Origin of the sequence: Mesorhizobium delmotii (assembly GCF_900149755.1) — a bacterium.
Lineage (GTDB): Bacteria > Pseudomonadota > Alphaproteobacteria > Rhizobiales > Rhizobiaceae > Mesorhizobium > Mesorhizobium delmotii.
Window position 1 is genome coordinate 930 of record NZ_FUIG01000082.1, and the last position, 237, is coordinate 1,166.

A 237-nucleotide genomic window follows, 5' to 3' on the forward strand; every position below is an offset into this window, starting at 1 on the left:
GAAGGTAGATCGTCATGGCGAAGATCAGATAGACCATCAGTAGCAGCACTCCGACGAACCATGCGGAACGTCCGTTATTGGTCATCAGAAATGCCGTTATCGTCGCGATAAGCACCATGACGACCGCGCCCGGCCAGAACAGAAGGTCCATCGGAGCAGGGCCGATGACATAGCTGAGGAGCACCATCATCGGGGCGACGAAAAGCGCGATCTGTGATGCGGCCCCAAGCGCGATGC

At 57.4% G+C, this 237-nt stretch carries 1 pseudogene; it reads right to left on the reverse strand.

The window, feature by feature from the left end:
• A pseudogene (locus BQ8482_RS39870) lies at positions 1-237 on the reverse strand (calcium/proton exchanger); the annotation flags it as partial.